Source organism: Streptomyces nidicola, assembly GCF_050106155.1.
GTDB lineage: Bacteria > Actinomycetota > Actinomycetes > Streptomycetales > Streptomycetaceae > Streptomyces.
Genome location: NZ_JBNBPI010000001.1, coordinates 968491 through 990514, shown reverse-complemented (window position 1 = coordinate 990514; position 22024 = coordinate 968491). Strand labels below are relative to the sequence as shown.

Here is a 22024-nt window from a genome sequence, read left to right as displayed (position 1 = left end):
GATCGCCTGTCCCGGCGCAACGCCACCAGCGGCCCCGGCCCCGTCCGCCCGAAGACCCGAAGGGAGTTCCCGTGATCAGCCAGGAGCAGGCGCTCGCGACCGCCGAGGGGTGGCTCAACCCCGAGGGGCAGCAGCGCCGTGAGGTGCGGATCCAGGAGTTCGACCTGGGCTGGGTGGTGTGGGCCGCGGCCCCGCCCCTCGAGCGTGACCCGGTCACGGGCAAGCGCCGGCCGCCGGCCACGATCGGCCACTCCTGCGGTGTCGTCGACCGGGCCTCTTCGGCGGTGGTCGGGACGGGCTGCACCGCTTCGGGCGCGCCGGGCTGAGACACGGACTCTCTCCTATGGGCGATCGGGTGAGGGCAGTGACGGCACATCAGGCACCGGTGTGAGCCGGTTACTTGCTCGCGCAGGCCCTCGTAGACCACGCCGAACTTCTCGCCGAGTTCGTCGTCGCCCCAGGGCGGGGTGCCGGCCTTGTCGCTGAAGGTCGTCATGCCCTTCCAGGCGTCCTGGGCGACGCTCGCGAACGACGTGTCCTTCGGGGCTTTGCCTCCGCCGCCTCCGCCGTCACCCTGCGCGGCGAGGCCGTTCTTCAGCCTGGCGGTCGCCTGGTAGAACTCCCTGCCGATGTCGGAGAAGTTCTGCCCCTCGGCCCTCAGCGTCTCCGGACTGCTCCTGAATCCATCACCCATGACTACGCCCCCGGTTCACCAACTGGCGCCACACTGCCGCCGGTTCGCCTTCGGCTCATGTCTACGACAGCGTACCCAGAGGCACTGACAAGGGCTCAACCTCCGGGCGTCACAGTGCTGTTGCGAGACCGGCGGGGGATCGGGCCCGGGATCAGCCCCGGTGTCCGCCCTGCCCACGCTTCTTCGAGCCCGTGAACAGGTTGGTCGAAGGGCCGTCGCGCTCGTCGCGCTCCTTCTGCTCTTCCTCTTCCCGCTCGCGCGCCCACTCCTCGCGTTTCCCGCGCTCGGCCTCGCGGTCCTCCATGTTCTGCGACTCCGCGGCGTGCCGGATCTCGGTCATGCGGTCGCCCAGCGCGCCCATGTAGCGCTCGTCCTTGATGGCGTCGGTCATGCCCATACGCCCCGACAGGATGCCCTGGGCCATCTCCTGGAGCGGGCCGTTCACGTTGGGGTTTTTGGCCAGAGTACGCAGCGCCTTGTGGAGGCTCTGGGCCTGCTCCGGATCCTGCGCGACGTCCATCAGCTCCGAGTCGTCGATCTCCCGATCACCCGATCCCGGTCCGCTTCCCGGCCTGTTGGACATCAGGAACCCCCTTCGAGCCCAGCGGGCCCTTCACCTTCACGCACACCGATTCGCGAGCCTACCCAGTGGACCGCTCGGACCGTCAACCCGCCGTGACCCGCCCACAATTCGCCCCACCTAGCGCGGCGCCTTGGTCGGCTCCGAGGCTCCCGCTTCCTTGACGAGGCGGTCGCCGGGGGCCAGTGACTCCCACAGGGGCTTGTCCACGCGGACCTTGAGTGTCGAATCGTCCTGGAGGCGGACCTCGACGTAGTGGTAGAGGTTGGAGCCGTCGGTCGCCCGGCGGGTCTTGTCGATGACGATGCCGTTCCAGGCGTCTTCTTTGCGTACTTTGCGGGATTTGAACATTTCGCCACTGTAGCGGCTGCCCGGGGGATCGGATCGGTGTGGGGCGGCCACCCCGGCAGCCCCAGCTCGTCAACTTCCAGTTTCGCTACCGCGGTTCGCCCCGCAGCGCTCGCCCCGGTAGCGCGTCGGGCTGGAGCGCGCCGTCCGCGACCACCGGCACCCCCGCCACATACAAGTGCCGCACCCCGCGCGACGGCCGTGTGGGATCCGCGTACGTGGCCGTGTCGGTCAGCGTCGCCGGGTCCAGGACCACGAGGTCCGCGTCGGCGCCCACGCCCAGGTGGCCCTTGGTGCGGGCGCCGGGGGCCACGTCGTCGAGGATGCGGGCCGGGAGGTAGGAGCAGCGGCGGAAGGCCTCCAGCCAGGTCCAGGCCCCGGTTTCGCGCACCATCAGGCGGAGCGTCTTCGCGAAGGTTCCGGCCGTACGAGGGTGTGTCGTGCCGCCGGGTGGCAGGGGCCACCGGGTGCTGTCGTGGCTGCCGTCGGGCCAGAGGACGGGCATCGCGTCACTGGCGACGACCGCGTCGGGGAAGGCGAGTGCCTGTCGCAGCAGGGCCAGGTCGAGGGGGTTGTCCTCGTCGAGGAACTCCAGGAGGCAGGGCGCGCCCGGGTCTTGCGTGCGCAGTTGTTCCAGGCGGGCCGCGTCCGCGATCCGCTCGCCGGTTTCGACCATGATGACGCTGCTGGGGCCCAGGCCCTTCAGGCGCAGCCGCTCCGGGGCGATGAAGGCCGCCCCGACGGCCGTGCTTCCCGCCCCGTACGGGTAGGCCTCCACCGTGACGCGGGAGCCCGACTGCCGTGATTCCTCAAGGGTGTTGAGGACGCGGTCGACATGCCGGCCCGAGGTGCTGTTGACGTGGCAGTGGTGCATCGCCGCGCCGGTCGCGGCCGCCGCGACCGCGATCTCCGTGGAGCCGTCGACGGGGGTGGCCGGATCCATCTCGACCAGTTCCCGTACGTGTGTGAACGTGGGCGCGCCGGCCTTCGCCGCGAGCCGGGCCACGGCCTGGAACTCGGCGGGCTCGGTGGCGGGCGCGTAGCCCATCAGGATGCCGATCCCGAGTGCGCCTGCCGCCAGCTCGTCCTCCAGCAGGGACAGCCACGCCGTCAACTCGCGCGGGGAAGACGAGCGTTGCCAGCGCGGGTCGCCCAGCACGGCCAGGCTGGACGCGATCCGGGCATCGGGGGTGATGCCGGCGAGGACCTGGGCCCGCGCGCCGCCCCAGGAGGCGGAGAAGCCGAAGTGGAGCGGGCGGCCCGCGGCCGCGGCCTCGGCGTAGGCCCGCTCGACCGGCATCAGGCCCGCCTCCAGGTCCAGCGCGGTCGTCACACCGTCCATGGCCTGCAACCGGTGCCCGGCGATGGAGTGGACGTGGCTGTGCAGGTCGACGAAGCCGGGGCCGATGACGAGACCGGTGGCGTCGATCAATTCCGTGTCCGGCGGTGGTGTGAGATCGGTGCCGACGGCGGCGATCTTCCCGTCGGTCACGAGCACGTCGGCCGCCCCGTCGAACCCAACGGCCGGATCGATGACGCGGCCGCCCCGCAACAGGGTCCGCATACTCGTCATTCTCGTCTCCTTCTGAACGACCCGCTACGACCTGTTCAGTTCTACTCGGACTCGGACTCGGACACAGGGTGCCGGGTACGTGAGTCCGGGCCTGAGGCGTCTCAGCGCGGCCACGGTCGGCCCGTGCGCTGCTCGATGTCGGTGTTGAACTTTTCGAGGTCCTCGATGAACCGCCGCAGCCGGTCCTCGGGCCAGTCGCCGAGGACATCGGTGAGCCCGGTGGCGATGGCGTCCCGGTCGGTGTGCAGCCGCTCGCGCCCCTCGCCGGTGATCCGGAACTGCCGGGCGATGCTGCCTCCCGGGTCCAGTGTCCGCTCCACGAGGCCCTCGCGGAGCAGCGCCGTGGTCTGCCGGGAGAGAGTGGAAGGGGTCAGTCCGAAAGCGTCGACGAGATCGGGGACGGACATCGGCCCCTGCGCCTCCAGGCGGCTGAGCAGGACGTAGGCGCTGCGGTCGAGGGCGTTGCTGTCGAGGCGGACGCGGCGCGGAGAGGTCATCTCGAGGTGCCGGTTCAGGATCAGTAGTTCGCGCTCGATGCGGCCGCCGGCCTGTCGTGCGTCCATGCCGTCCTCCTGGGGATGCGACGGTTGTGCGCCATACATAGAGAGTGCATCATGCACAGACGGTGCATGATGCACTTTTGTTGAACGGTGCATTGTGCAGGGCTTTTCGCCACCGTGGACACCTGCCGCCGCCTCCACCCCCACGAGGAGACGCACCATGACCGACCAGGCCGAACACGCCTATGCCCAACCGCCCGTCAGCCTGCCGCTGTCGGGCGACACCCCGCTCGAACCGCCCGCCGTATGGGAGGAGTTGCGCGCGCGGTGCCCCGTCGCCCACGCCACGCTGCCCAGCGGTGACACGGCCGTCTATCTGACCCGGTACGACGACGTCCGGGGCCTGCTCGCCGACCCCCGGTTCGTCCGCCCCACGGAGGAGGACAACGCCGCCCGCATGGCACCCGAAGGCGCCGGGGGAGCCGCCGCCACCGGCAGCTCCGCCGTCGCGCACCCCACCAAGGGCGAACCGCACCAGCGTTGGCGCCGCCAGGTGGGCCGGTACTTCACCGCCAAGCGGATGACCGCCCTGCGCCCCGCCATGACCCGCCTCGCCGAGGGCCTCGTGGACGCCATGCTCGCCGACGGAGCACCCGCCGACCTGCGGGCGAGCCTCGGCTTCCCGTTCCCCGTCTACGTCATCTGCGACCTCCTCGGGGTGCCCGCGGAGGACCGGGACCGCTTCTCCGGCTGGTCCGACAGTTTCCTCAGCGTCACGCGTTACAGCGCCGACGAAATCTGCACCGCCCAGGCGGAGTTCGTCGCCTACATGTCCGCACACATCGCCGCCAAGCGCGCCGAACCCGCCGACGACCTCCTCAGCGTCCTCATCACGCAGAGCGAGGAGGCGGGCGGCGCGGGGAGCGCGAGCGAAGGCGGCGGCCTGAGCGACGACGAACTCGTGTCCACCGGCATGGGCCTGCTCGTCGCCGGCCACGAGACCACCGCCAACTCGATCGGCAAGATGGTCTCCCTGCTGCTCGACGACCGCAGCCGCTGGGAGAGCCTGCTGGCCGACCCCTCCCTGGTGCGCACCGCCGTCGAGGAGTCCCTGCGCTTCGACAGCAACCTCGGCTTCGGACTGCGCCGTTACCTCGGCGAGGACGCCGAGGTCGGCGGACAGGTCGTCCCGGCGGGCAGCACGGTCGTGTGCAGCATGCCGGCCGCCAACCGCGACGAGCGCACCTTCACCGGCGCCGACGCCATGGACCTCGCCCGCACCCCGAACCCCCACCTCACCTTCGGCGTGGGACCGCACTCCTGCCTCGGCCAGGCACTGGCCCGCACCGAACTCCAGGTCGTCCTGGAGGTCCTGCTCTCCCGCGTCCCCACCCTGCGCCTCGCGGTCCCCGCCGCCGACCTGCGCAAGACGGAGGGCCTCCTGGTGGGCGGCCTGAGCGAAGTCCCCGTCAGCTGGTGACCCGTAACCCCACAGCCCCGTAGAGGAGACGGACCATGAACCTCACCGTCGACCAGGACAAGTGCTGCGGCGCCGGCGCCTGCGTCCTGTCCGCGCCGGAGGTCTTCGACCAACGCGACGAGGACGGCATCGTGACCCTCCTGACCCCCGCCCCCGACCCAGAGCACCACGCCGCCGTGCGGGAAGCGGCGGCGATGTGTCCCACCGCGGCGATCGGCGTGAGTGAATCCGGCTGAGCGTCAAAGGCCATGGGGCACCCCGGGCCTTCAAGCCCATCAAGCCCCTTGAGAAGGACGATGACACACCACGCTGTGCGCGCTGGTGTCTCGCGCTCCGCATGGCCGCCTGGGGCCCGGGCGGTGGGGCCGCCCGGGCCTGCCGCCAGGATCAGCTGTTCGGGGCGGCCACGTGGAGGATGGCCAGGAGGCGCGGATCGGCTTCGACCCGCGCGTCAAGGAGTCCACGTTCGACGTGACACGGTCGGCGGAGGGCGGCGCCACCACGGCCTCGGCCACGATCAAGGGACTGCGCTCCAAGCAGGTGTCGACGTTCGCGGTCACCGGCTCCCGGCCGACCAGTGGACCAGTGGACCACGGGTTCCGCAGCACGCGGTCGCTGAAGCCGGGGTGGACGATCCTCGGACCGATCGAGGATCTGGACCGGGTGGATGCCCAATGGCAGTGAGGAGGCGCGCTCTTGATCGCCCGTCAGGCGGCGCCTAGGCTCCCATGTTCATGGGGATGGGGGAGCCGGACCGTCGGCGACGGGCATGGCGCGACGGGCTCTTCGCGCGTCGGGCGGCCGTAGGACTGCTGGCCGCCGCGGGACTGGCCCTGCTGGGCACGGTGTTCGTCGCGCTGCCGGGTGTCGTGGTCGACCACGATCTCGCCGGGGCGAGCGTCGCCGCGAAGGACCGGCTGAAGGCGGTCAATGATGTCCGTACGACACTTCTGCAGGTGGTCGGCGGCCTCGTCGTGCTCTTCGGCGCGTACGCGACCTGGCGCCAACTGCGGGTGAGCCAGGACGGGTTGCGTGCCACCCAGGAAGGTTACGTAACCGACCGGTTCAGCCGGGCCGTCGACCAACTGGGCAGCGACAAGCTGGATGTGCGCATCGGCGGGCTGCACGCGCTGTGGCGGATCGCCGAGCAGTCCGCCCGCGACCGGGAGGCCATCATCTCCATCCAGGCCGCGTATCTGCGCACCCATCTGCCCTGGCCGCCCGCCGGGCCGCAGTCACCCCCGGCGGACGCGCCCATCAACGACATCGCACCCCTGGAGACGCGCGCCGCGGACGCCCAGGTGGCGCTGACCGCGCTGGGTGTCCTGTGTCAGCACCGGGAGCAATCCTGGGTCAATCTGAGCCTCACCGACCTGCGCCGGGCCGACTGCGACGGACTGTGGTTCCCCGAGGTCAACTTCGACCGCGCCTGCCTGGAGGCGGCGGGCCTGTACCGCGTCAACCTGGCCCAGGCGTCCCTGGTCTCGGTCAACCTCCGGCACACCGACCTCACGACCGCGGTGCTCCGCCGGGCCCGCTGCGTGCTGTCCGACCTGAGGGCCGCGAAGATGGTCGAAACCGACCTGCGGGACGCCGACTTCACCGAGACGGACCTGCGCGAGGCGAACCTGCGCAAGGCCGACGCCCGCGGCGCGGTCTTCCACCGCGCCGACCTGCGCATGGCCGACCTGCGCGGCGCCGACCTGAGCACCGCCCACCTGGGTGACGCCCGGCTGGCCGGCGCCCTGGCCAGTGAACGCACCCGCTGGCCCGCCGACTTCGACCGCACGGCCGCCGGAGTCGTCGACACCGAAGACCCGGGGCCGGAGCCCTCGCCCCTGCTCCAGCCGCCCGCCATGACATGGCAGGCGCCGCCGCTGCGGTCCACCCCCTGACCGGAGCGCCCCGGGTGGTCAGTCCTCGACCTTGCTGCGGCTCTGGTAGGCGAGGTCCTGGTAGTCGGGGTGCCGGGCCATCCAGCCGGTGATGAACGGGCACACGGCGAGAACCTTGAGCCCGTCCGCCCGCGCGGCGTCCAGGGCCGCGCGGGCCAGCGCCGAACCGACCCCCTGCCCGTTGTACTCCGGGTCCACCTCGGTGTGCGTGAAGACGACGAGCCCGCTCTCCTTGGTGCGCATGTACTCGGCGATTCCCGCACGCCGCCCGTCGATTCGGGCCTCGTAACGGTTGTCGTCGGGGGAGTCGGTGATCGCGATGGCCATCGTGGGCCTCCATGTCCTGCTGCCGTACGTGCTGTCGGCTGCTGTGTGGGTCGTGTGCGTAGTTTGGCGCAGTGGGGCCGGTCGGGTCACTGGACCGCCGGGTTCGGCATGGCGGCCGGACGCACGGGGTGCTTGCTGAGGATGGAGACCCGGTTGAAGGCGTTGATGGAGATCGACGCCCAGATCGCGGCGGAGATCTCCGCGTCGTCGAACACCTCCCGGGCCGCGGCGTACGCCGACTCCTGAACGGCGGCGTCGTCCGGGTGCGTGACCGCCTCTGCCAGACCGAGCGCCGCCCGCTCCCGGTCGGTGAACACCTCCGTGTCCCGCCATCCCGGCAACACCCCGAGGCGCAGCGGGGACTCACCGGCGTGCAGGGCGGCACGGGTGTGCGTGTTGAGGCAGAAGGCGCACCCGTTGATCTGAGAGACACGTACGTTGATCAACTCCAGCAGGGCGGGCTCCAGACCGGCCGCGGCGGCTTCGGCGCGCACCGCCTCGGCGGCGTGCCGGAAGGCCCGGTACGCGTCCGGCGACTGCTTGTCGACGAAGACCCGGCGCCGGTCCTGCGTACCCGTGGTGGTCGCTGCCGTGCTGCTCACTGCTGTGGTGCTCACTGTGGAGCCCTCCCTCGTTCGTGGCCGCCGATCGGCAGTGGCGGCCCACGTCAATGTAGTTTACTGTTCAATCACCCTGCGGCAAGGACGTGCGACAGGGAAGATCGACAATGCAGCAGGGAAGATCGACAAAGGGGGAGGAGCACCATGGCCGCATACGAGCAGACGCCGGACGAGACCCGCCGCACGCCCGTGACGCCACATCACAACACCGCCGACACGGGGCGGGTGGAGCTGCTGGGGGCCCGCGAGGTGCCGCTCGGCGGTCCTCGGGCGATGACCGTAAGGCGCACCCTTCCCCAGCGGGAGCGGAGCCTGATCGGCGCGTGGTGCTTCGCCGACCACTACGGTCCCGATGCCGTCTCCGCCACCGGCGGAATGGATGTCGCACCGCACCCGCACATCGGCCTGCAGACGGCGAGTTGGCTGTTCGACGGGGAGATCGAGCACCGCGACAGCCTGGGCACGCACGCCATGGTGCGACCCGGCGAGCTGAACCTGATGACCGCCGGGCGCGGCATCAGCCACTCCGAGGTCTCCACCCCGGACACCACCGTCCTGCGCGGCATCCAGCTCTGGATCGCGCTCCCGGACGAGCACCGCGACGTAGCGCCCGCCTTCCGGCATCACGCCCCCGCCACCATCGCCCTCGACGGAGGAGAGGCCAGGGTCTTCCTCGGCACACTGGCCGGAGCCACCTCCCCGGTCCCCACGTACTCCCCGCTGCTCGGCGCGGAACTCGTGCTCGAACCGGGCGCGCACACCACCCTCGCGGTGGACCCGGCCTTCGAACACGGCGTCCTGGTCGACGAAGGGGCCGTCCGGGTCGAGGACACCGTCGTACCGTACGCGGAGCTGGGCTACCTGGCCCCGGGCCGAGACACGATCACCCTCACCAACGAGGCGAGCGGCCCGACGCGGCTTCTGCTGCTGGGCGGTACACCCTTCGGCGAAGAGATCGTGATGTGGTGGAACTTCATCGGCCGGAGCCACGAGGACGTCGTCGCGGCCCGGACGGAGTGGGAGGCCGCCGCGGAACGCTTCGGCACGGTCTCCGGCTACCCCGGCAGCCGCCTGCCGGCGCCCGAACTGCCCAACAGCAGGCTGAAGGCACGCGGCAACCGCGCACCGCACTGACGGCGCCGGAACACACCAACACACCAACACACCAACACGCCGACACACCAAGGCCGCCGAGGGGCCAAGGCCATCCCGCACGACGCCACGACACAAGGAGACAAGAACCATGACATCCGCCACCACGCCGGTCGTCGAACACCGCCCCGACGAGCAGCGCTACGTCATCACGGTCGACGGCGAACAGGCCGGTCTCACCGAGTACCGCGACCGCGACGAGCAGCGGGTCTTCTTCCACACCGAGGTCGACGACCGCTTCGCCGGACAGGGCCTCGCCTCGACGCTGGTGACCGAGGCCCTGGCCGACGTCCGCGCTGCCGGCAAGCGCGTGGTCCCGGTCTGCCCCTACTGGGCCAAGTACGTCAAGAAGCGCGAGCAGGAGACGGCCGACGTCGTCGACCCGGTGACCCCGGAGATCGTCGCGTGGCTGCGAAGCCGGATCGGCTGACGAGGACGGTCGTCCCTTTGACGCGGACGGTCTCCTTTCCCGCCCACCGGGAATACGACAAGTCCAGTAGTGATTGGCCAGAACATGAAGGCCATCGTGTACAGCAGCAACGGCGACTCCGAGGTTCTGAAGGTGGAGGAGCGCCCCGTCCCCGAACCCGGTCCCGGCGAGGTCCGGGTCGAGGTCCATGTCTCCGGGGTCAACCCCACGGACTGGAAGGTCCGGGCAGGGGTGTCCGGTCAGCTCGGGGACGGCGAGAGTCAGGTGCCCAACCAGGACGGTGCGGGCCGGATCGACGCGGTCGGCGCGGGAGTCGATCCCGCGCGGATCGGTGAGCGGGTGTGGCTGTATCTGTCGGCGGCCGGGCGCCCCGACGGCGGCACGGCCCAGGAGTATCTGACGATCCCGGCGGAGCGGGCGGTGACGCTCCCGGACAACGCCGGCTACGACCTGGGCGCGGCGCTCGGCGTCCCGGCGCTCACCGCCCACCGCGCCCTGACCCTCGCCGCCGACGGGCCGAACCGGTTGGCGCCGGGCGCCCTTGCCGGGTGGACGGTGCTGATCGCCGGGGGAGCGGGCGCGGTCGGCAACGGGGCGATCCAGCTGGCCCGCTGGGCCGGGGCGACGGTCATCACGACCATCAGCTCCCCGGAGAAGGCCGACCTGGCGAAGGCCGCGGGCGCCCACTACATCGTCAACTACCGTACGCAGGACGCCGCCAAGGTCATCCTCGACCTGGCACCGGACGGGGTCGACCTCGTCGCCGAAGTCGCCCCGGCGGTCAACGCCGAACTGAACCTGGTGGTCACCAGGAACAACGCGACGATCGCCTTCTACGCCAACAACGGCGGCGACGAACTCCGACTCCCGCTCCGCGCGACCTTCGGCCGGAACCTGGACTGGCACGGCCTGTCCCTCTACACGGTCCCGGCCGACTCGATGCGCGACGGCGTCGCCGCCGTGTCCGAGGCCGTGGCCGCGGGTGCGCTGCGCGCCGGTGAGGCGTCCGGCCTGCCGTTCGTCCGCTTCCCGTTGGACCAGACGGCGCAGGCGCACGAGGCGGTCGAGGGCGGCGCGGTGGGGAAGGTCCTCATCGATGTGAGGGCGGGCGAGTAGGGGCGCCTGCGTGGGCGTTTGAGTGAGGGACGGCGCCCCCAGAGGTGGGTGCCGTCCCCCGCGAGAGCTACAACCAAGTGGGCTCCGTGGGGTGACGATCGAGGGCCGTCCGCTCCGTAGCGTTCGTGCGGTCGGCGTGACGTCGACGTTGTGTCGATCCCACACTTTCGCTCGCCTTCCTGGAGGCCCCCGTGAACCGTTCGATCAAGGTGGCTGCCGCTGCCGTCATGTTCTGCGCGGCCGGTGCCGTGGCCGGCGGGGGCATCGTCGGGTACGGGAATGTCGGTGCCAAGGCGCAGTCGCTGTCGGAGTCGATCACGGATGCGGTGCAGGGTACGGAGGGGCAGGGCAAGGGGGAGTCCAGCCGTGGGGACTCGTTCCGGGGGACCAAGAAGGTGCGTGTTGAGGGGCGTTCGGTCAACGTCTCGTGTTCCGGGCGTTCCACGGGGCGTACGCCCGTGGTGATGCTGATGGCCGGCGGGGGAGACGGGCTGGACACGATGGCCGGCCTGCAGAAGACCTTGAGCAAGAAGGCTCGGGTCTGTTCCTACGACCGGCTCGGCGAGGGCAAGAGTGACAAGCCGACGGGCACCCGGAGCATCGACGACAGCGGGAGGATACTGACGGGTGTGCTCGACCGCGTCGTTGGGGACGGGCCGGTCGTTCTGGCCGGTCATTCCATGGGCGGGTACATCGCGGCCCGGTACGCTCCCGAGCACCGGGACCGGGTCAAGGGGCTGGTCCTTTTGGACGCCACGATCCCGGCCCTGACCGCCGGCATCAACAAGGCGATCCCCGCCTCGGCCACCGGCCCCGCAGCCGAGCTGCGCGACCAGACCATCGCGGTGAACAAGGGGCAGAACCCGGAGAAGTTCGTGATCGACGACGGCGAGGTGCGCTCCGCGGGCAGCATCCCGGTGCGCATCGTCAAGCACGAGTCCCAGTACTCCGAGGTCCCCGACTACGGTCCCGCCCTGGAGCGGATGTGGGCGGACGGCCAGCGCGAGTGGCTCGCGCTCTCCCCGCGCAGCAGCATCAGCACCGCCGCCAAAAGCGGTCACTACATCCACGTGGACCGGCCGGACATCGCCGTCAAGGCCGTCCAGCGTGTCACCGCGCAGGCCGCGGCCCACCAATAGGCGCCGCGGACCCGGAGGGGTGTTCACCCCATGACCGGCCCGCCGCCCCGGTCGCTCGGTTCACCGACGTCCGGCCGACCGCGCGGACGCCACGCTTACACTCTCCCGGTGAGCACTCCTCGGTGGGTCCCGGAGCAGTGGCGTCGGGTCGGGCCCGCGGTCTGGTATCCCGCGCTCGGTGTGCTGTTCCTGGCGGCGTCGTTCGTCCCGGAGCTGCACAGCCAGGGGACGGTTCTCGGCAGTGTGCCGAACCGGCCGTTCGATGCGCTGGCCGTCGTGGCGGTCGCCCTTCAGTCCCTGCCGCTGCTGGTGTGCCGGCGGTGGCCGCTGGCCTGCCTCGCCCTGGTGTCGCTCGGCTTCGCCGTCGATCAACTCCGCGGCTACCACACGTTCGCGGGCAGCGCGCTGCCCATCGCCCTGCTGACCGTCGCGTCCCGGCTGGACAGCCGCCGCCGCGTCACCGTGGTCTGCTGCTCCGTGGCGTTCGTCCTGTTGTCGGTCGCCATCCACTGGCGGGGGCCGGGCGATCCGCTCGTCGAATTCGTGCTGTTCTATCTGGCGCTGGTCCTCGCGTGGGGGATCGGTGTGTGGATGCGCGCAGGCCGGCTCACGGAGGTCGAACGTCGCCGACGCGTCGCCGAGGAGACCCTCGTCGCCGAACGCAGCCGTATCGCTCGCGAGCTCCACGACGTGGTCACCCATCATGTGACGGCGATGGTCGTGCAGGCGGAGGCGGCGCGCTATCTGACCGCCGCCCCCGAGCGTCTCGACCAGACCCTGGCCGCCGTCAGTGACACCGGCCGGCGGGCCATCACCGATCTGCGGCACCTGCTCGACCTGCTCAATCCGGACCACGGCGCCGAGGCCGGCGGGGGCGCGGGCACCGAGCCGAGGACGCCGGCCGTCGGCAGGCTCCTCACCCTCGTCGAGCAGACCCGCAGGGCCGGGCAGCCGGTGGAGTTCACCGAAGAGGGCACGCCCGCCGAATCGACCGGCAGCGCCGACCTCGTCGCCTACCGGATCGTGCAGGAAGCCCTGACGAACGCGCTCAAGTACGCTCACGGCAAGCGTACTTGGGTCCAGGTGAAGCACGGGGGAAGGGCGATCACCGTGGAGGTCGGCACGGACGGTCGTGGATCGTCGACCGCATCCCCGGGAGGAGGCGGCCGCGGTCTGGCCGGGCTCCGCGAGCGGGTCGACGTCCTGGGCGGAGAGTTCAGCGCGCACCCGCGGTCGGGCGGCGGCTTCGTCGTACGGGCCCGGATACCCGGCGGGAGCGCCTCGTGACCGAGCCCGTCCGGGTACTGGTCTGCGACGACCAAGTACTGGTCCGCACCGGCCTGGTGACCATCATCGACGCCCAGTCCGACCTGGAAGTGGTGGGCGAGTGCGGGGACGGCAAGACGGCCGTCGACCTCGCCGAACGGCTGCGTCCTGACGTCGTGTTGATGGACGTACGCATGCCGGTGCTCGACGGCATCGAGGCGACCCGGCGGCTCGCCGGGTCCGGGGTGCGGCATCCCGCCAGGGTGCTCGTCGTCACCACGTTCAACCTGGACGAGTACGTCTACGAAGCGCTGCGCGCCGGGGCGAGCGGATTCCTCCTCAAGGACGCGCCACCGGCCCAACTGCTCCTGGGTATACGGACCGTGGCCACCGGCGCGGCCCTCCTCGACCCCGAGGTGACACGTCAGCTCGTGGGCAGATACGCCGCCCGGATCCGGCCCGCCGAGGACACCGCGCCCGACACCCCGCTGACCCCGCGCGAACTGGAGGTCCTGCGCCTCATCGCGGACGGCCTGTCCAACAGCGAGATCGCCGCGGCACTCCTGCTGAGCCAGGAGACCGTCAAGACGTTCGTCTCCCGCATCCTCGCCAAACTTGGCCTCCGCGACCGCGTCCAGGCGGTCGTCTATGCCTACCGCCGAGGGCTGGTGACCTGAGGCGACGGCGCGGATGCGGGGGATGCGGGGCCCGCGCGCCGGGCAGCGGATTTCGGAAGCCGTGCGCAAACCCCTTGCCCAATGGTCAAGAAACGTTGACCATTGCTCGCATGCCTACCGACGATCCTGCCGAGACGATTCACGTCACCACGGATGACCAGCTGCGCGCCGTCTCCAATCGCACGCGTCACCGGATCATGGCCGTGCTCCGCTTCGAGCCTGCGACGATCACGCAGATCGCCGAGCGGATCGGCCTCGCGAAGGGGAGTTCCAGCTACCACGTGCGGCTGCTGGAGCGGGCCGGGCTGGTCAAGGTGGTGCGGACGCGGAAGGTGCGGGGGGTCACCGAGCGGTACTACGCGATGGCCGCGCGGTCGATCGTGCTGCCGGATCCGGGCGAGGGGGGCCCGGATGTGCTGATGCGGCACGCGGTGGCGGACCTGGAGGCGTCGCCGGCGGGCGGCGAGCGGCACGTTCGGATGGCCCATCTGCGGCTGACCGACGAGCAGTTCGCGGAGCTCGGGGCGCGGCTCGAGGCATTGGCGGACGAGTACCGGGAGCTGTCCGACCCGTCGCTGCCGGACGCGTCGCTCGTCTTCGCACTGTTCCACCCGGCATCGGGCGAGATGGCCGAGGGGGACGCCAAGTGACCGCATCCGTAAGGAAGTTGCCGACCGGGTTCGGGAGGCTATGGACCGCACAGACGGTGTCCTCGCTCGGTGACGGGGTGTCACATGCCGCGCTGCCGCTGCTCGCGCTGACGTTGACACGGGACCCGATGGCGCTCGCCGTCGTCACGGCCGCGGGCACGCTGCCCTGGCTGCTCTTCGGAGTGCTCGGTGGTGCGCTGGTCGACCGCTGGGACCGGCGGCGCACGATGTGGGTCATGGACGCGGCGCGTGCGGCGCTGCTCGCGATACCGGCGGCAGCGGCGGCGTTCGACGTGCTGAGCATTCCGCTGCTCGCGGCCGTCGCGTTCCTGCTCGGCCTCGGTGGACTCTTCTTCGACACGGCCGCCACGGCCTATCTGCCGGATCTGCTCGGCCGCGACCCTGCCCTTCTGGAGCGCGCCAACTCCCGTTTGCGCGGCGCCCAGACGGCCATGTCCGGCTTCGCGGGGCCGCCTGCGGGCAGTGCGTTGCTCGCGCTCGGGAGGGCGGTTCCGCTGCTCGCCGACGCGGTGTCGTTCCTGCTCTCCGCACTGCTCGTACGGTCGCTGCCCGCCATGCCCCGACCCGTTCCGGAGGTCCGCGAGACGCTGCTTCGGCAGGCGCGGGCCGGGGCTTCGTACGTCTTCCGGGACCGGGTGCTGCTCGGGCTCGCGCTCCGCCCGGCGGTCGGGAACGTCGCCTTCCTCGCCGTGGAGACCGTGCTCGCCCTCTTCGCGCACGACCGCCTCGGCATCGACACCTACGGCTTCGGCCTGCTCCTCACAGCGGAGGCCACCGGTGGCCTGCTCGGTGCGGGTATCGCCTCCCGCCTAGGCCGACGACTCGGCACCGGCACCGCACTGACCTGCACGGCCGCCGTCGAAGGGCTCGCCATCCTGGTCCTGGCCGCCGCCCCGAACCCCTACGTGGCCGGGCCGGCGCTCGCCGTCTGCGGGGCCGGCATGGGCGCCACGATGGTGCTCGGCCCCTCCCTCCGCCAAACCATCGTCCCCGCCCACCTGATGGGCCGGGTCGCCTCCACGTCCCGCATGCTGGCCATGTGCGCCGCCCCCGTCGGGGCCTTCCTCGGCGGCTGGCTGGCCACCACGTACGACGTCCGCACCCCGCTCTACGCCGCCGCCGGCCTCCTCCTGACGATGACGGCCGTCACGGCATCCATGACCAGCAACCACCGGGTCGAGACGGCACTGCGTGCGGCGGCTCGGACGGCCGACGGGCCGGATCACCCGGCATCCAAGGGCCACGCCCGTGAGAGCGCACCCGACGTGACACAGTGAGTCCCCTTGCCACCTCCTCGGACTGGGGTGCCCAGTGGCCCCTCTGCGCGGCCCTCCGAAGCGGATACCTAATTGTCCGGCCCGTTGCCGTCCCGGCCTCGCCGCGCGATGCTCTGGGCCTGCCCCTCGTGCACGTCGTTCACCCACTCCCAGCCGGGACGCGCCGAGGTGCCGAGTCGTGGGTCGGCGGGAGTGAGGTCGTCGCGGAGGGCGTGGATGTACGCGCGGTCCTGGTGGATGCGTGTGCGCGTCTCGTCGGCGTCGGCGACGGATCCGTGGCCGGGGACGAGGACGTCGATGTCGGGCGTCACGTCCTCTAGCAGTCGCAGGCTGACCAGGTAGTCCTCGATCGGGGCGGCGGACTCGTCGAGCATCGGGATCAGGACGTCGGAGAGCATGTCGCCCGCGATGAGGACCCTGCTGTGCGGGAGCAGTAGCGCCGCATGGCCAGGGGCGTGACCCGGGTGTTCGATGATCCGGACTTCGGGGCCGTCCCAAGGGAGCCGCACCGTCCCGGCAGGCAGAGCCGTGATGAGGCCGAACAGGTCCAGCGGTGTCTCCTCGGCGATCTCCGGCGGCAGCCCCTCCGCGACTTGGGTCCGCCAGTCCGCCTGCGACAGCAGCTCGGCCATGTCCGCCGCACAGCGCGCCGTGCCGTAACGAGGTGCTTCGCCGAGTTCGGCGTGCCAGAGCACGTGATCCCAATCGGGGTGCGTCGAGAAGCCCGCGGTCACGGGCCGGCCGAACTTGGCGAGGTCGTTCGCCAGGCAGAGCATTTCGTCGCCTGTGATCCCGGGGTCCACGAGCAGCACACCATCCGTGCCCTCCACCACAACGGTGTTGTTCTGGAGCAACTCGCTCTGGTGGACCAGTACCCCTTCTGCTACCTGCTTCAGCATGGGGGACCTCCTGATCGTGGCCGGCAGCCGCTTGCCGTCTGCCGCTTGTTGAGACGTTAGCCCGCTCCACCCGTTTCGGGGTGTCGTCGGGCAAGGGCGGCAGGCGGAGGATCACCAACTCGCCCTCCCCACGCGGCGTTTGTCGGGGACGTTCAGGCGTCGGCCGGGGTCACCACCGACGCGCGCGCGACGACCGGGCACTCCAGGCGCCGTACGTGTCCGGCCGGGACCGGGCCGCCGGACTCCACCGCGTCGAGCAGCGTGTCCACGGCCGCCGCACCCATCGCGTGATGCGGCAGAGCCACGGTCGTGAGGGCCGGGACCAGGTGCGCGGCCATCTGGTCCTGGTCGTCGTATCCGACCACCGAAAGCTGCTCGGGAACGGAGATCCCCAGTCTGGCGGCCGCGAGCAACACCCCTGTCGCCACACGGTCGTTGGCGCACACCACGGCCGTCGGCGGCTTCGCCACGTCCAGCAGGCGCAGCGCGGCGGCGTACCCCTCGTCGATCTGCCAGCCGACCCGCAGCCGCCGCCCGGCGGGCACCGGCACACCCGCCGCGCGCAGTCCGTCGGCGAAGCCGAGGCCGCGGTTGTCGGCGGCGATGTTCCCCACGGGCCCGCCCACCAGGGCGATGTCCCGGTGCCCCGCCGCGAGCAGCACGTCGACGGCGCCGCGCCCACAGGCCCGCTCGTCCGCGACCGCGGCGGCGTACGAACCCTCCTTGCGAGGAAGGCAGTTGGCGAGCACCGTGCGTCCCGGGTCCAGGCCCTCGGGGACGTCCGTCGCGACGAGTTCCATGGCCGCGTAGACGAACCCGTCGACGCGGCGTGCGCGCAGCTCGGCGACCGCCTCGGCCTCCGCGGCACTGTCACTGCCCGACTCCATCAGCAGCACCTGGTGCCCGCGCGCACGCGCCGCTTCCATCGCGCCGAGCACCATGCGCCCGGCGAAGGGGCTCGTCGCGATCGAGTCGCTGAGCATCCCGATCACCCCCGTACGCCGCGCGCGCAGCGACCGCGCCACCTCGTCCGGCCGGTAGCCGAGTGTGTCCGCCGCCTCCTTGATGCGCTGCTGTGTCCGGGCCGACAGATTCCCCTCGGCCCGCCCGCTGAAGACGAACGACACGGCTGCACGCGAGACACCGGCGAGCTGGGCGACATCGCGGGCGGTGGGGCGCTTCACGCGGGGGCTCCTTCGGGGGCCGGGTGCCCGCCCGGGTGCGACGACGTGCACGGGCGGGCGGAGCGGTGGGCCTCCAGTGTGGCGGATGGTGTCGTGGGGGCCGGGGTCGGCGGGGGCGTACGGATCCTGGCCGGAGGCCCCGGTCGCCGGGATGAAAGAGTTGGGTCTCCTGATGAGTCCCCTGAACGATGGCGACGACCTCCGCACCGAAGGTGAAACCCTGTGACCAGCATCGCGTATCAAGGCGAACACGCCTCCAACTCGGCGACCGTCGCCCAGAGGCTGTTCCCGGGGTGCACGGAACTGCCCTGCGTCAGCTTCGAGCAGGCGCTGGACGCGGTGACGTCGGGCACGGCCGACCTCGCGGTGATTCCGGTGGACAATTCCGCGGCCGGCCGCGTCGCCGATGTGCACCATCTGCTCCCGGAATCGGGCCTGTTCGTGATCGGCGAGTACTTCCACGCCATCCGCTTCGACCTCATGGGAGTGCCGGGGACGTCGCTCGGTCAGGTGGAGTGCGTCCGCAGCCATGTGCACGCGCTGGGGCAGTGCCGGAAGGTGGTGCGTGCGGGCGGGTGGCGTACGCGGGTCAGTGACGACACCGCGGGGGCCGCCCGCGAGGTGGCGGAACTGGGCGACCCGCGACATGCGGCGCTCGCCCCTCCGGCCGCGGCAGGGCATTACGGCCTGGAGGTGTTGCAGGCCGGCGTCGAGGACGACCCGGACAACACCACGCGGTTCGTCGTCCTGTCCCGTGACGCCGAGTTCGCGCCTCTGGAGGGCGGGCCGACCATGACGAGCCTGTTCTTCGCCGTGCGGAACATCCCGAGTGCGCTGTACAAGGCGCTCGGCGGCTTTGCCAGCAGTGGGGTGAACCTCACCAAGATCGAGAGCTATCAGATGGGGGCGGGGCTCAACCCGAGCTGCTTCTACGTCGAGATCGAGGGGCATCCCGACGAGCCCCGTGTCGCGCTCGCCCTGCACGAGCTGAGCTTCTTCTCGTCCGAGGTTCGCGTACTCGGCGTCTATCCGGCCCATCCGCACCGGCTGGAGGAGCGGAACGTGTGAGGGGTGGCCGCCGGCGCCCCGGATAGACTCGTGCGCATGCAGGTATCGGCGTTGCCGGAGCCGGTGGAGCCGCGGGAGCCGGTCGAGCCGCTTCCGGAGCAGGGCGGGGCTCCTTTCACCATCACCGCCGGATTCCGCATCCCCCGCGTTCCCACCGAGTGGGCGCCGCACTCGCACGCCTTTCACGAACTCGTCTGGGTACGCGGCGGAACGCTGACGTCCCGCGTCGGGGATCGCGTCTTCACCGTGTCCGAGGGGCACGGCCTGTGGATGCCCGCCGGAGTGGCACACGGGGGCCGGTCGACGGCGGGTGCCCAGTTCCACGACGCCTTCTTCGCCCCGGACCGCACCCCGTTCGCGTTCGGGGAACCGAAGGCGATCGCGATGACGCCGCTGCTCGAGTCGCTGCTGATCCATCTGTCCCGCACGGATCTCGACGAGGCGGCCAGGGCGCGGGCGGAGTCGGTCGTGTTCGACGTGCTCCGGCCGTCGTCGCACCAGTTCGCCCTCCAGCTGCCCAACGATCCCCGGATCGATCCGATCGCCGAAGCCCTCCTGGACGACCCCGGCGACCCCCGCTCGCTGGAGGAGTGGGCGGTGCGGCTCGGGATCAGCGACCGGACGGTCACCCGCGCGTTCCGTCAGGCGACAGGCCTCTCGTTCGCGCAGTGGCGGCAACTGCTGCGGGTGCACCGCGCGCTGACGCTGCTCTCCGAGGGCTTCGACGTGCTGACGGTCTCCGAGACGCTCGGCTATGCCCGGTCCAGCTCCTTCATCGCCGCGTTCCGGCGGGTCATGGGCACCACGCCGGGTGCGTTCTTCGCGACGGACGACGGCGCCGACGGTGCCGACGGCGTCCCGGGCGATGTCCGGAATCCCGTATCAGGTGTCCAGAACGCGTGATTGTCGACGCGGCGGCCGGAATATAACCTGCTCGGAGTTAGGTAACCCTTAGTTGGTGCTCGACGTGCACGGCGCTGCCCGTACGCGGGTGAGTTCGCGGCCCGGCCGGTGACGGCCGGTCGGAGGGTGCCGCGACCCCTGCCCTTCCGACCACCGGGAATCGTCGATGTTCACGCGCTCTCCTCGGCCCACCGAGCGTTCGGTCGCCACTCCTGATGCGTCGGCGGGCGCCGCCCTCAACGGGCATGACCTGGTGCTGCGTTACGACGGCAGGCCGGTCGTCCATGGTGTCTCGATCGACCTTGCGCCCGGCCGCGCGACCGCCCTGGTGGGGCCCAACGGCAGTGGCAAGTCCACGCTGCTGCGGGCGCTGTCCCGGCTGCACCGGGTGGACGGCGGCCGGGTGACACTCGGCGCTCCCGAAGGACCGTCCGAACGTGACGCGGCGCTGCTCAGCGCCCGCCAGTTCGCCCGTGAGGTCACGCTGTTCTCCCAGTCGAGGCCCGCGCCCCAAGGGCTGACGGTCGCGGAGGTCGTCGCCTTCGGGCGCCACCCCTACCGCCGCGGCTTCGCGGGACCGACCGCCGAGGACCGGGCCGCCGTCGACCGTGCCATGGGTGTCACCGGCGTACGGGACATGGCAGCACGCCCGGTCGGGGAACTGTCCGGCGGCGAGATGCAACGTGTCTGGCTCGCGGCCTGCCTCGCCCAGGACACCGGCGTCGTCCTGCTCGACGAACCGACCAACCACCTGGACCTGCGCTACCAGTTCGAGACGCTCGACCTGGTGCGCGATCTCGTCGAGGAGCACGGCATCGCGGTCGGGATCGTGCTGCACGACCTCGACCAGGCGTCCCGTGTCGCGGACACGCTGGTCCTCATGCGCTCCGGACGCGTGCACGCGGCGGGCGCACCCGCCGACGTCCTCACCGCCGAGAACATCGGCGAGGTCTACGACATCCGGGTCGACGTCAGCGTGGACGCCCGCACCGGCCGCCTTCGCATCGATCCCATCGGGCGGCACGCCGCCTGAGGCGGAACATCCGCCGCTCCCACCAACACGTACGTACCCCAACACGCACGTACGCCGCTCCACACACGTACCTCGACACATCTCAAGAAAGAGGCCCCTTCATGAACCGTGCCCGTCTCCTGGCGGCGTCGACCTCCACCGGGCTCGTCCTCCTCGCCGCGACGGCCTGCGGTACGACCGACGTCGACAACGCCGCCAAGGCCGAGGGCGGCGGGGCCAGTGCGTCGCCCGCGTCGAAGGACTGCGCATCGGACACCACGGCCACCTCGACGAAGCCGGTCTCCTTCAAGGACGGCGTCGGCCGCACCGTGAAGCTCGACAAGCCCGCCAAGCGGATCGCGGTCCTGGAGTGGCAGCAGGTCGAGGACGCGCTGACGCTGTGCGTCACGCCCACCGCCGTGTCCGACGCGAAGGGGTACAGCACCTGGGTCAGCGCCGAGAAGCTGCCCAGCGGGGTGACCGACATCGGCACCCGCGAGGAGCCCGACCTCGACACCCTCTACGCGGCGAAGCCCGACCTCGTCGTGGTCGAGGCGTTCGACGCCGACGACGAGACCGTCAAGAAGCTGGAGAAGCGGAAGGTCCCCGTGCTGGTCACCAAGGGGGCCGACCCGAAGGACCCGATCGGCAACATGCGGAACGTGTTCAGCATGATCGGCGAGGCGACGGGCCGCACCGAGCGGGCCGACCAGGTGCTCAAGGAGTTCGACGACCACCTGGCCACGGCGAAGAAGAAGGTCACCGACGCCGATCTGCCCACGAAGGACTTCCTGTTCTTCGACGGATGGCTGCAGGGCGGCAACCTCACCGTCCGGCCCTACAGCGACGGCGCCCTGTTCACCGAGATAGGCAAGGAGCTCGGCATGAACCCGGCGTGGACCAAGGCCGTCAACAAGAACCACGGGGACGGCGGCGTCGACAAGTCCTACGGCCTCGCCCAGACCGACGTCGAGGGACTCACCGCGGTGGGCGACGCCAACCTCTTCTACGCCAACGACGAAGGTGCGGGGGGCTACGTCGCGGCGCTGAAGAAGAACCCGATCTGGAAGACGATCCCGGCCGTGAAGGAAGGCCGCGCGCACTCCTTCCCCGCGCGGGTGTGGGGAGCCGGCGGCCCGCGCTCCACCGAGCAGGCGATCGACGCGTACGTCGACGTACTCGACAAGAAGTGAGCGCATCGCAAGAGGTGGGC

General features: G+C 71.1%; 24 protein-coding genes and 1 pseudogene. 17 read left to right on the top strand and 8 right to left on the bottom strand.

Annotation, left to right across the window (positions count from 1 at the left end; all coding sequences use genetic code 11):
• The first annotated feature begins 71 nt into the window (after window positions 1-71).
• Window positions 72-326 (top strand): hypothetical protein, encoded by a 255-nt coding sequence (locus ACOKM3_RS04660; protein ID WP_426897165.1) that lies wholly within the window; start codon window positions 72-74, stop codon window positions 324-326.
• A 519-nt stretch (window positions 327-845) separates the two neighbouring features.
• Here the strand turns inward: ACOKM3_RS04660 and ACOKM3_RS04655 are convergent.
• The 4 genes and pseudogenes from ACOKM3_RS04655 to ACOKM3_RS04640 form a co-directional block, all read right to left on the bottom strand.
• Window positions 846-1277 (bottom strand): hypothetical protein, encoded by a 432-nt coding sequence (locus ACOKM3_RS04655; RefSeq protein WP_426897163.1) that lies wholly within the window; start codon window positions 1275-1277, stop codon window positions 846-848.
• A gap of 117 nt (window positions 1278-1394) precedes the next feature.
• Window positions 1395-1625 carry a DUF7489 domain-containing protein gene (locus ACOKM3_RS04650; protein WP_426897161.1) on the bottom strand — a complete coding sequence of 77 codons (231 nt, stop codon included), beginning with the start codon at window positions 1623-1625 and terminating at the stop codon, window positions 1395-1397.
• Between the two features lie 85 nt (window positions 1626-1710).
• Window positions 1711-3198 (bottom strand): annotated as a pseudogene (locus ACOKM3_RS04645) (amidohydrolase family protein); the annotation flags it as partial.
• A gap of 98 nt (window positions 3199-3296) precedes the next feature.
• On the bottom strand, window positions 3297-3758 hold the full coding sequence (locus ACOKM3_RS04640; RefSeq protein ID WP_426897159.1) for a MarR family winged helix-turn-helix transcriptional regulator: 462 nt from the start codon (window positions 3756-3758) through the stop codon (window positions 3297-3299).
• 157 nt (window positions 3759-3915) lie between these two features.
• Here ACOKM3_RS04640 and ACOKM3_RS04635 point away from each other — a divergent pair, with 157 nt between their 5' ends.
• The 4 genes from ACOKM3_RS04635 to ACOKM3_RS04620 all read left to right on the top strand — a co-directional run bounded on the left by ACOKM3_RS04635 (window position 3916) and on the right by ACOKM3_RS04620 (window position 7070).
• Window positions 3916-5175: a cytochrome P450 gene (locus ACOKM3_RS04635; protein WP_426897157.1), complete on the top strand. Its 1260-nt coding sequence runs from the start codon at window positions 3916-3918 to the stop codon at window positions 5173-5175.
• Window positions 5176-5210: 35 nt separating this feature from the next.
• Window positions 5211-5411: a ferredoxin gene (locus ACOKM3_RS04630; protein ID WP_426897155.1), complete on the top strand. Its 201-nt coding sequence runs from the start codon at window positions 5211-5213 to the stop codon at window positions 5409-5411.
• A gap of 172 nt (window positions 5412-5583) precedes the next feature.
• Complete coding sequence (locus ACOKM3_RS04625) at window positions 5584-5859, top strand: hypothetical protein (protein ID WP_426897153.1); 276 nt, start codon at window positions 5584-5586, stop codon at window positions 5857-5859.
• 50 nt (window positions 5860-5909) lie between these two features.
• A complete protein-coding gene (locus ACOKM3_RS04620; protein WP_426897151.1) occupies window positions 5910-7070 on the top strand; it encodes a pentapeptide repeat-containing protein in 1161 nt (386 codons plus the stop codon).
• Between the two features lie 18 nt (window positions 7071-7088).
• Here ACOKM3_RS04620 and ACOKM3_RS04615 read toward each other — a convergent pair whose 3' ends face one another.
• Both ACOKM3_RS04615 and ACOKM3_RS04610 read right to left on the bottom strand, forming a co-directional pair.
• On the bottom strand, window positions 7089-7487 hold the full coding sequence (locus ACOKM3_RS04615) for a GNAT family N-acetyltransferase (RefSeq protein WP_426897149.1): 399 nt from the start codon (window positions 7485-7487) through the stop codon (window positions 7089-7091).
• Window positions 7484-8014: a carboxymuconolactone decarboxylase family protein gene (locus ACOKM3_RS04610; protein ID WP_426897147.1), complete on the bottom strand. Its 531-nt coding sequence runs from the start codon at window positions 8012-8014 to the stop codon at window positions 7484-7486. Before ACOKM3_RS04610 ends, ACOKM3_RS04615 begins: the two co-directional genes overlap by 4 nt.
• Before the next feature lie 147 nt (window positions 8015-8161).
• Between ACOKM3_RS04610 and ACOKM3_RS04605 the strand changes: the two genes are divergently transcribed.
• The 8 genes from ACOKM3_RS04605 to ACOKM3_RS04570 all read left to right on the top strand — a co-directional run bounded on the left by ACOKM3_RS04605 (window position 8162) and on the right by ACOKM3_RS04570 (window position 15745).
• Window positions 8162-9151, top strand: coding sequence for a pirin family protein (locus tag ACOKM3_RS04605; RefSeq protein WP_426897145.1), 990 nt, complete (start codon window positions 8162-8164; stop codon window positions 9149-9151).
• Between the two features lie 109 nt (window positions 9152-9260).
• Window positions 9261-9599, top strand: coding sequence for a GNAT family N-acetyltransferase (locus ACOKM3_RS04600; protein WP_426897143.1), 339 nt, complete (start codon window positions 9261-9263; stop codon window positions 9597-9599).
• A gap of 84 nt (window positions 9600-9683) precedes the next feature.
• Window positions 9684-10715 carry an NADPH:quinone reductase gene (locus tag ACOKM3_RS04595; protein WP_426897141.1) on the top strand — a complete coding sequence of 344 codons (1032 nt, stop codon included), beginning with the start codon at window positions 9684-9686 and terminating at the stop codon, window positions 10713-10715.
• A gap of 191 nt (window positions 10716-10906) precedes the next feature.
• Entirely contained in the window at window positions 10907-11854 is a 948-nt protein-coding gene (locus ACOKM3_RS04590) for an alpha/beta fold hydrolase (RefSeq protein ID WP_426897139.1), read from the top strand.
• 108 nt (window positions 11855-11962) lie between these two features.
• Window positions 11963-13141 (top strand): sensor histidine kinase, encoded by a 1179-nt coding sequence (locus ACOKM3_RS04585; protein ID WP_426897137.1) that lies wholly within the window; start codon window positions 11963-11965, stop codon window positions 13139-13141.
• Entirely contained in the window at window positions 13138-13797 is a 660-nt protein-coding gene (locus ACOKM3_RS04580; RefSeq protein WP_426897135.1) for a response regulator, read from the top strand. The genes ACOKM3_RS04585 and ACOKM3_RS04580 overlap by 4 nt, the downstream gene beginning before the upstream one ends.
• 110 nt (window positions 13798-13907) lie before the next feature.
• On the top strand, window positions 13908-14447 hold the full coding sequence (locus ACOKM3_RS04575; RefSeq protein ID WP_426897133.1) for an ArsR/SmtB family transcription factor: 540 nt from the start codon (window positions 13908-13910) through the stop codon (window positions 14445-14447).
• Entirely contained in the window at window positions 14444-15745 is a 1302-nt protein-coding gene (locus tag ACOKM3_RS04570; RefSeq protein ID WP_426897131.1) for an MFS transporter, read from the top strand. Before ACOKM3_RS04575 ends, ACOKM3_RS04570 begins: the two co-directional genes overlap by 4 nt.
• A 68-nt stretch (window positions 15746-15813) precedes the next feature.
• On the opposite strand, the gene ACOKM3_RS04565 is transcribed toward ACOKM3_RS04570, so the two are convergent.
• The gene (locus ACOKM3_RS04565) at window positions 15814-16644 is read right to left on the bottom strand and encodes an MBL fold metallo-hydrolase (RefSeq protein WP_426897129.1); all 831 of its coding nucleotides are present in this window, start codon (window positions 16642-16644) and stop codon (window positions 15814-15816) included.
• Between the two features lie 152 nt (window positions 16645-16796).
• Window positions 16797-17828 carry a LacI family DNA-binding transcriptional regulator gene (locus ACOKM3_RS04560; protein WP_426897127.1) on the bottom strand — a complete coding sequence of 344 codons (1032 nt, stop codon included), beginning with the start codon at window positions 17826-17828 and terminating at the stop codon, window positions 16797-16799.
• A gap of 222 nt (window positions 17829-18050) precedes the next feature.
• Between ACOKM3_RS04560 and ACOKM3_RS04555 the strand changes: the two genes are divergently transcribed.
• The 4 genes from ACOKM3_RS04555 to ACOKM3_RS04540 all read left to right on the top strand — a co-directional run bounded on the left by ACOKM3_RS04555 (window position 18051) and on the right by ACOKM3_RS04540 (window position 22004).
• The gene (locus tag ACOKM3_RS04555) at window positions 18051-18896 is read left to right on the top strand and encodes a prephenate dehydratase (protein ID WP_426897125.1); all 846 of its coding nucleotides are present in this window, start codon (window positions 18051-18053) and stop codon (window positions 18894-18896) included.
• 36 nt (window positions 18897-18932) lie between these two features.
• A complete protein-coding gene (locus ACOKM3_RS04550; protein ID WP_426897123.1) occupies window positions 18933-19799 on the top strand; it encodes a helix-turn-helix domain-containing protein in 867 nt (288 codons plus the stop codon).
• A gap of 166 nt (window positions 19800-19965) precedes the next feature.
• Window positions 19966-20832 (top strand): ABC transporter ATP-binding protein, encoded by an 867-nt coding sequence (locus tag ACOKM3_RS04545; RefSeq protein ID WP_426897121.1) that lies wholly within the window; start codon window positions 19966-19968, stop codon window positions 20830-20832.
• Between the two features lie 101 nt (window positions 20833-20933).
• A complete protein-coding gene (locus tag ACOKM3_RS04540; protein ID WP_426897119.1) occupies window positions 20934-22004 on the top strand; it encodes an ABC transporter substrate-binding protein in 1071 nt (356 codons plus the stop codon).
• The last annotated feature ends 20 nt before the right edge of the window (window positions 22005-22024 follow it).